The organism is Terriglobales bacterium, from assembly GCA_035543055.1.
Lineage (GTDB): Bacteria > Acidobacteriota > Terriglobia > Terriglobales > Acidobacteriaceae > JAIQFD01.
Genome location: DATKKJ010000204.1, coordinates 1 through 8,023 on the forward strand (window position 1 = coordinate 1; position 8,023 = coordinate 8,023).

Annotated in this window: 12 protein-coding genes; 8 read left to right on the plus strand and 4 right to left on the minus strand. The window is 64.1% G+C overall.

Annotated elements, in window-relative coordinates; all coding sequences use genetic code 11:
- Positions 1–97: 97 nt before the first annotated feature.
- The gene (locus tag VMS96_13375) at positions 98–886 is read right to left on the minus strand and encodes a pseudouridine synthase (GenBank protein ID HVP44418.1); all 789 of its coding nucleotides are present in this window, start codon (positions 884–886) and stop codon (positions 98–100) included.
- Between VMS96_13375 and VMS96_13380 the strand changes: the two genes are divergently transcribed.
- The 3 genes from VMS96_13380 to VMS96_13390 all read left to right on the plus strand — a co-directional run bounded on the left by VMS96_13380 (position 869) and on the right by VMS96_13390 (position 3,022).
- Complete coding sequence (locus tag VMS96_13380; GenBank protein ID HVP44419.1) at positions 869–1,240, plus strand: hypothetical protein; 372 nt, start codon at positions 869–871, stop codon at positions 1,238–1,240. The genes VMS96_13375 and VMS96_13380 overlap by 18 nt on opposite strands.
- Positions 1,241–1,394: 154 nt before the next feature.
- Positions 1,395–2,735 (plus strand): adenylosuccinate synthase, encoded by a 1,341-nt coding sequence (locus VMS96_13385; GenBank protein ID HVP44420.1) that lies wholly within the window; start codon positions 1,395–1,397, stop codon positions 2,733–2,735.
- 2 nt (positions 2,736–2,737) lie between these two features.
- Positions 2,738–3,022: a putative quinol monooxygenase gene (locus tag VMS96_13390; protein ID HVP44421.1), complete on the plus strand. Its 285-nt coding sequence runs from the start codon at positions 2,738–2,740 to the stop codon at positions 3,020–3,022.
- A gap of 28 nt (positions 3,023–3,050) precedes the next feature.
- Here VMS96_13390 and VMS96_13395 read toward each other — a convergent pair whose 3' ends face one another.
- Positions 3,051–3,461, minus strand: coding sequence for a RidA family protein (locus VMS96_13395; protein ID HVP44422.1), 411 nt, complete (start codon positions 3,459–3,461; stop codon positions 3,051–3,053).
- 70 nt (positions 3,462–3,531) lie between these two features.
- On the opposite strand from VMS96_13395, the gene VMS96_13400 reads away from it, so the two are divergent.
- Entirely contained in the window at positions 3,532–4,095 is a 564-nt protein-coding gene (locus VMS96_13400; protein HVP44423.1) for a class IV adenylate cyclase, read from the plus strand.
- A 4-nt stretch (positions 4,096–4,099) separates the two neighbouring features.
- On the opposite strand, the gene VMS96_13405 is transcribed toward VMS96_13400, so the two are convergent.
- A complete protein-coding gene (locus VMS96_13405) occupies positions 4,100–4,543 on the minus strand; it encodes a hypothetical protein (protein ID HVP44424.1) in 444 nt (147 codons plus the stop codon).
- Between the two features lie 212 nt (positions 4,544–4,755).
- Here VMS96_13405 and VMS96_13410 point away from each other — a divergent pair, with 212 nt between their 5' ends.
- The 4 genes from VMS96_13410 (at position 4,756) to VMS96_13425 (ending at position 7,547) form a co-directional block, all read left to right on the plus strand.
- A complete protein-coding gene (locus VMS96_13410; GenBank protein HVP44425.1) occupies positions 4,756–5,526 on the plus strand; it encodes a CPBP family glutamic-type intramembrane protease in 771 nt (256 codons plus the stop codon).
- Positions 5,527–5,609: 83 nt separating this feature from the next.
- The gene (gene pyrE, locus VMS96_13415; GenBank protein ID HVP44426.1) at positions 5,610–6,251 is read left to right on the plus strand and encodes an orotate phosphoribosyltransferase; all 642 of its coding nucleotides are present in this window, start codon (positions 5,610–5,612) and stop codon (positions 6,249–6,251) included.
- 3 nt (positions 6,252–6,254) lie between these two features.
- On the plus strand, positions 6,255–7,301 hold the full coding sequence (gene mtnA / locus VMS96_13420) for an S-methyl-5-thioribose-1-phosphate isomerase (GenBank protein ID HVP44427.1): 1,047 nt from the start codon (positions 6,255–6,257) through the stop codon (positions 7,299–7,301).
- 51 nt (positions 7,302–7,352) lie between these two features.
- The gene (locus tag VMS96_13425; GenBank protein HVP44428.1) at positions 7,353–7,547 is read left to right on the plus strand and encodes a hypothetical protein; all 195 of its coding nucleotides are present in this window, start codon (positions 7,353–7,355) and stop codon (positions 7,545–7,547) included.
- A gap of 62 nt (positions 7,548–7,609) precedes the next feature.
- Here the strand turns inward: VMS96_13425 and VMS96_13430 are convergent.
- Positions 7,610–8,023: CoA-transferase (locus VMS96_13430; protein ID HVP44429.1), on the minus strand; the 414-nt coding region annotated here is incomplete at its 5' end.

Genomic DNA, 8,023 nt, shown 5'->3' on the forward strand with positions numbered 1-8,023 from the left:
CGGATTCGAGTTCTGCCTGTTTGATGGGTTTGCCGGGGACGTAGCCGGGAAGCTTGCGGATGAACTCCGGCACCAGGTCTTCGAATTTGGTCATCGATTATTTTGTATCACGCCTGCGGGTGTGTGGGACAGCCGCCCTCGCGCGTCCTTGCGCCGCTTTTTTCAGTCTTTCTACTTCGGCCGGCGACAGATTCCGCCATAGCCCGGGCTCGATATCGAGTTCCAACGGGCCATAGCGGACCCGCCTGATCTTCTCCACGTGGTGGCCAACCGCCTCGAACATCCGCCTTATCTGCCGGTTGCGCCCCTCGATGAGTGTCACCTCGTACCACGGATTCTCTGCCTCGCGCAGGAGGCGGATCCTGGCTGGCGCGGTCACCACCGATTTCCCACCGCGCGGGTCGGTCTTGCCGCCGATGCGCACGCCCCGGCACAGCCGCTCGATCTCGTCCTCGGTCGGCCGGCCGCTGACCTTCACCAGGTAGGTCTTGGGGACGTGCGACGAGGCGTGCATCAGCTTCGCCGACAGCTCGCCGTCATTGGTCAGCAGCAGCAGCCCCTCGCTGGCGTAGTCCAGGCGGCCGATGGGATAGACGCGCGCCCCCACACCCCTCACCAGGTCCATCACCGTCGGGCGGCGCTGCGGGTCGGAGACGGTGCTCACGAATCCCTTGGGCTTGTTGAGCACGACGTACACGTGCCGCTCCGGGCCGCGCAGCAGCTTGTTGCCCACGCGGATGTGGTCGCGTTCCGGGTCGGCCTTGGAGCCGAGCTGGGTCACCACCTGGCCGTTGACGGTCACCATCCCGCCGGTGATCAGCTCCTCGGCCTTGCGCCGCGAGGCGATCCCGGCGGCGGCGATGATCTTTTGAAGCCGTTCTTCCATGCTGTATTTCGATGCTACCAGAGTACTCAGTACTCGGTACTCGGTACTCAGTACTCGGTACTCACTAAAGACCTGGCTTGCGAGGAGGTCGCACTGCTGCTGCTAGAGTGGGATAATGGTGCGGTGAAGGATCACAGCACACCGCGTCATCCAGGTCCCTATCGGATCATGGCGATAGGTACCGGGTCTGTCGCGATCATTGTGGCAATTGGCTTTGTGGTCCTCGGACTAACTGGTCTTCCCATTGCGAAGTTTTTCCTTTTAGGTGCTGTCGTGCTTGGCATCGGAATTGCCATTGTCTTTCACTTCAGAGAGAGAAAGCCGCTCTTCCCCAAGCGATTTTTTAAAGACTGACACCACACCCTACTGAGTACTGAGCGCCGAGTACTGAGTACTTCTTTTCTGCTATCATTTGCCGTAACCCTTTCCGCGTACGTATCCCTTAGAACTCAGGCAGAGACCAGTCGCGGGCAAGGAGTGCGCCAGTCCAGAACTCTTGGAGACGCAGTTGAAGCGAGGTAAGACCGCGATCATCGTCGGCGCCCAGTGGGGCGATGAGGGCAAGGGCAAGATCGTTGACGTGCTCTCCGACCACTTCAACGTGGTCGCGCGCTATTCCGGCGGACACAATGCCGGCCACACCGTCATCATCAACGGCAAGAAGTTCATCCTGCAACTGATCCCCTGCGGCATCCTCCGGCAAGGCTGCCGGGCCGTGATCGGCAACGGCGTGGTGCTCGATCCCATGGCGCTGATCAAGGAAGTCAACGCGCTGCGCGCCGCCGGCGTGCACGTGGACGGCAATCTCTTCGTCAGCAACCGCGCTCACGTCATCCTGCCCTACCACCGCATGATCGAGCTGGCCAGCGAGAACGCTCCCGGGCGGGTGAAGATCGGCACCACCTCGCGCGGCATCGGCCCGACCTACGAAGACAAGATGGGCCGCCGCGGTCTGCGGGTCGCCGACCTGCTGGACGCAACCCTGCTCAAGACCCACATCGCCAACGCCTGCCACGAGAAAAACATGATCGCGCACGCGCTGTTCAACTCGGAGCCGCTCGACCCCGACGCCATGTACGACGACTACGCGGCCATCGCTGAGCAAGTGCGCCCCTTCGTGGTAGACGCCGCGGTGCTCCTCAACAAGGCCCTGGCGGCGGGCGAATCCATCATGTTCGAGGGCGCGCAGGGCACCATGCTCGACATCGACCACGGCACCTACCCGTTCGTGACCTCATCCAGCGCCACTTCGGGAGGGGCGGTGATCGGCACCGGCATCGCGCCCAACGCCATCGACAGCGTCATCGCCGTGGCCAAGGCCTACTGCACGCGCGTGGGCGAGGGGCCTTTCCCCACCGAGCTCCACGACCCGATGGGCGACAAGCTGCGCAAGAAGGGCAACGAGTTCGGCGCGGTCACCGGGCGTCCTCGCCGCACCGGCTGGCTCGACCTGCCCCTGCTGCGCTACTCCCGCATGATCAACGGCATCACCTGGCTGGTGGTCACCAAGATGGACGTGCTCGACGAGCTGGCCGAGATCCCCATCTGCGTCGGTTACAGGATCGGCGGCAAGAAGGTATCGGAGGTTCCCGCCCAGATCAGCGGCTACCAGAAGCTGGAACCGGTGTACGAGAAGCTGACCGGATGGCAGAAGCCGACCTCCGGCATCACCAGCATCGAGAAGCTGCCGACCAAGGCGCGCGAATACCTGGCGTTCATCGAGAAGGAGACCGGAGTGAAGGTCGGCATGGTCTCTACCGGCCCCGACCGCGACCAGACCATGTTCGCCCCCGAGTTCCTGGACTCGCTGCCCGTGCTCGAGCCTCAGAAAGTGCAGGCCAGGGGCTGAGCATGATCGTGCTGGCGGTCACCTGGAAGGCGCATCCCGGCAAGGAAGAGGAGATGAAGCGCGTCTTTTCCCTTTTGCAGGCGGAATCGCGCAAGGAGCCCGGTTGCCTGATGTACGTGGTGCACCGCGGGCGCGAGGACCGCTCCCGCTTCTTCGTTTACGAGCAATACAAGGACGAAGCCGCGCTGGAGGCCCACCGCGCTACTCCCCACTTCCGGCTGTACGCCCGCGGCGAGTTAATGACGCTGGGCGACCGCCTCGACGCGCACCTCTACGAGCCGATCTAGCTTTGGGGTCCGAGCTATGCGCTATGGACTATGCGCTATGCCCTCTCCGCTTCACGGCCATCCCCTGGATCTCGAACCTGGCCCCCAACACCAGGTCTTTGACTCCCAAGAACGCCCGTGCCGGAAACTGCTTGCGGAAGAACGTGCGATACACCGCATTGAATCGCGGGAACAGAGACAGGTCGGTGCAATAGACGGTGGCATAGACCAGGTCGTCCATGGTCATCCCGGCCTTGGCCAGCACTTCCCGGAAGCCGTCCAGCATCAACCGCGCTTCCTCTTCGACATCCTGCGCCGCGCGGCCGGTCTTGGGATCGAGCCCGATCCTGCCCGACAGGTACAGAGTGTCCCCGGCCAGCACCCCGTCGCTGAATGGATACTCGTGATCTCGGGGCAGGTTGAAATGCTTTCTGCCGCTCTTCTGCAATGTTCCCTTCATCTCGCCTCCGGGCCGCACATCATACCTGCGCGGGGCATCAGCGGCTAGAGAGTTCCCGTATACTCCTGCCGTGAACGAAGTCGAGATCAAGTTCCTCATCTCCGATCTCTCCGCCGTCGAGCGCCGGCTGCGGGCCATGGGCTTCCAGCGAATCACCCCGCGGACCCATGAGATGAACGTCCTTTACGACCTTGCCGGCAGCCCCTTGCGCCGCCGCGGCGAGATCCTCCGCCTGCGGGAGTTCGGAGGCGCGTGGAAGCTCACCCACAAATCCAAAGGCACGGCCAAACGCCATAAGTCGCGCGCCGAGATCGAGACCGCGGTCGCCGACGGCAGGAAGATGGACGCCCTGCTACGGGCTCTCGGATACCGTCCCGCTTTCCGCTATGAGAAGTTCCGCTCGGAGTGGGCCGACGGCCGGGGCCACGTGGTGCTTGACCAGACCCCCCTCGGTGACGTGGGTGAGATCGAGGGCCCGCCACGCTGGATCGACGCCACCGCCCGCCGCCTGGGGCTGGGCCCGCGCGACTACATCACTGATTCCTACGGCGCGATGTTCTTGAAATGGAAAAAGCGTACGCGCAGCAAGGCCACGGACATGACCTTCGCCGCCGTACGCCCCAGACGTGCCTGAACCCCTACGCTGCCGCCGACTTCGATGCCCTCTCGTAACCGATGGCCGCATAGTACAGTGCCCGGTCGAAGAACATCTCGATGCGGTGCAGCAGTTCCAGCTCCCCGAACAGCTCGACCGGCTTCTCCGCCAGGCCCTCGCTCTCCAGGAACTCCCACAGGTGCTCTTTAGTGGCGGTGAGCGCCCACACCAGGTGGCTGAGCGCGACGCCCTGCGCCGCCCGCCGCGCTCCCAGCGCGATGTAGCGGTGTTCGATCTCGGCCTCCGATGTCGCGGTCAGCCAGTCGCTCAGGTTACGGTAGATCTCGTAACTGCGGTCTTTCAGTTCCGCTGAAGGCACCTTCTTCAGGTCGGCACAGTGCGGAGAATGCTGGAATTTGTGCTGGAGTCCATGCGCCAGGCGATCGGCATGGGTTTCAATGAGTCGCACCAAACGGATGGCCATCATATCCGCCTCCTGGTGGATCTGTGCTGATTGTACTGCTGGGTTGGATGAGAAGCAGCCGCTTTGTGCGTGCGATTTGTGGATTCGCGACTCCGGATTCCCGCCCGCCCCCGGCTCGCGATAACATCGTAGCCGGACCTCTTCGGTCTGCATCTAATCCGTGGCCTTGTAACTTGGGCATCTCTCCCAACCCGCTCTCCGACCCGGCTCCGCCGATGGAAACAGCCGCGGAACTGGCCCCTCCGGCTCTCCGTGATCCTGCCTGGAATCTCTGGGACGTGGTCATGATCGTCGCCGTCTTCCTGGCCGGCTGGATGGTGTTCGGCTTGGCGATTGCGGTGGTTTTGCGGTTCTTCGGCATCTCGGTGCCGACGGAGATGTCGCCTCGACTGGTACAGGTCGTTCTGGGCGCGCAGTGCCTGGCTTACCTCGGGGTGTTGGCCTTCATGCACCACCTGGTCACCACCCAGTACGGGCGCCGTTTCAATGACGCCGTCCGCTGGATGGCTCCTCCAGCAGGTGTCTGGCTCTACTACGTGGCCGGAGGCGTGGCCCTGGCCTTTGGCGTCGGACTGCTCGGCCGATACCTTCCCTTCCCGTCGCATCTCCCCATCGACAAGTACTTCCAGGACCGCGCCTCAGCCTGGCTCATCACCGTCTTTGGCGTGAGCCTGGCGCCCCTGGTGGAGGAGTTGTTCTTCCGCGGATTCTTTTATCCCGTCGTCGCCCGGCGTCTGGGCGTCACCCTGGGCGCCGTCCTTACCGCAACGGGGTTCGCCCTGATGCACTCCGCGCAGCTGGCCCATGCCTGGGGACCGCTGCTCGTCCTGTTCCTGGTGGGGATGGCGCTCACCATCACCCGCATCCTCACTCGCTCGGTGGTCCCGGGATTCATGATGCACATCGGCTACAACGGCACGCTGTTCACCTTGCTCTACGTGGCCAGCGACGGCTTCCGCCACCTGGAGAAAGTGCTCCAGCAATAGTCCCTGCGGCATTCAGCGGCACCTCTCGCCGATGGCTCAAGGCGGGGAGTCGTGATATCTTTGCCGTTTCGCCCAGTACGCCTATGCCCGAACCACGCGACCAATTGCTCGAACTGCTGGCAGAACGCTCTTTCAGGCTCGGCACGTTCACCCTCTCCTCCGGCGCCACCAGCGACTACTACATCGACTGCCGCGCCACCACGCTGCACGCCGAGGGCGCGCGCCTGGCGGGGCGGGTAGTGCTGGACAAGATCCGCAACCGTGGCTGGCAGCCGCAAGGCGTCGGCGGCATGACCATGGGCGCCGATCCCATCGTGACCGCCGTGAGCGTGCTCAGCGCCCAGTCGGTGCAGACCCGTTTCCCGGCCCGCTCCAAAGACTTCGACCGCGAACCCTTCTTCATCCACGGTTTCCTGGTACGCAAGGGCGAGAAGGCGCACGGCACCAAACAGCGCATCGAGGGCTTCCAGGAAGCCGGGGCCAAGGTGGTGATCGTGGACGACGTCTGCACTACCGGCGCCTCCATCATCGGCGCTATCGAAGCGGTACGCGCCGCCGGCATGACCGTGCTGGGCATCATCTGCCTGGTGGAACGCGAGGAAGCGGAAGGCCGCGCCCACGTCGAAAAGGCCGCAGCGGGAGCCGAATTCATCACCATCTACAAGGCCGCCGAGATCCGGGCCGCGCACCTCAAGCGCAGCCAGGCCACCCAGCCCGCCGGTTGAAGAATGATCAAGACCGTCGAATGGACCGGCTCCGGCGTCCGCTTCATTGACCAGACCCGGCTGCCCACCGAAGAGCGCTACGTCACCTGCGCCACCTACGAAGAGGTCGCCCGCGCCATCAAGACCATGATCGTGCGCGGCGCCCCCGCCATCGGGGTGGCCGCCGCCATGGGCATCGCGCTGGGCGCACGCGACGCCGAGGGCGACCATCTCTCCGAATTCCGCCGCCGCTTCGACGAGGTTTGCGAGGCCATGGCCGAGACCCGGCCGACGGCCGTGAACCTGTTCTGGGCCATCCGCCGCATGCAGCAGAAGTTCGAGAGCCTGAGCGAACAGCCGGTGGCCCGCATCAAGCAGGAGCTCATCGCCGAAGCCCAGCGCATCTACCTGGAGGACCTTGCCGTCAACGAGGCCATGGGCAAGCACGGCGCTGCCCTCATGCCGGCCTCGGGCAACGTGCTCACCCACTGCAATGCCGGCGCGCTGGCCACCGCCGGCGGCTATGGCACCGCTTTGGGTGTCATCCGTGCCGCCGTCGAAGCCGGCAAGAAGATCGCCGTCTATGCCGACGAGACCCGGCCCTTCCTGCAGGGCTCGCGGCTCACCGCCTGGGAGCTGATGAAGGACGGCATCCCGACTACGGTCATCTCCGACAACATGGCGGGTTCGCTGATGCGCCAGGGCAAGATCCAGGCGGTGGTGGTCGGCGCCGACCGTATCGCTGCTAACGGCGACGTCGCCAACAAGATCGGTACCTACTCGGTCGCCGTCCTGGCCAAAGAGAACAACATCCCCTTCTACGTCGCCGCTCCCTGGTCCACCATCGACATGGAGACGCCCAGCGGCGACAAGATCCCCATCGAGCAACGCTCCGCGCGTGAGGTCACCCACGTGGGTCCCACCCAGATCGCGCCCGACGGCGTGCGGGTGGAGAACCCGGCCTTCGACGTCACGCCCGCGCGCTACGTGGGCGCCATCATCACCGAACGCGGCATCGCCCGCGCTCCCTATGAGGACTCCCTGAGGCGGCTGGAGCAGGCCGGAACCTAGATCACTGAACTTTTCCGCGGGATGTGCGTATCTTCAGACAGGTACACGCTCATGCTGACTTTCATCCTGTGGTGCATCCTGTTCGTCCTGTGCTGGCCGTGTGCGCTGCTGGCGCTGGTGCTCTATCCCTTCGTCTGGCTGCTGCTACTGCCATTCCGGCTGGTGGGAATCGCGGTGGAAGGCGCACTGCTCGTGGTCTGGTCCATAGTTGTGCTCCCCTTCCGCGTCTTGCGGCACGCATTCTAAGCAAGAAAATGGCGCGGCCTCCGCCGCGCCCCTTGGTACTTGGTACTGGGTACTAGGTACTGCTATTCCGCCATCACCTTCGGTTCCGGGCCGATGATGAGCGTTGCCTCGGTCGCCTTCTGCACGTCATCCACGGTCAGGCCGGGTGCGATCTCTTCCAGCACCAATCCGGTCGGCGTCACCCGCATGTAGGCCATCTCGGTGACGATGGTGTCCACCACCTTCACCCCGGTCAGCGGCAGGGTGCATTTCTTCAAGATCTTGGGCGCGCCCTCGCGGGTAGTGTGCTCCATGGCGATGATCACCCGCCGCGCTCCCGCCACCAGGTCCATGGCCCCGCCCATTCCTTTGACCATCTTGCCGGGGATGGTCCAGTTGGCCAGGTCGCCCTGCTCCGACACCTGCATGGCCCCCAGGATGCACATGTCGATGTGGCCCCCGCGGATCATGGCGAAGGAGTCCGCCGACGAGAAGAA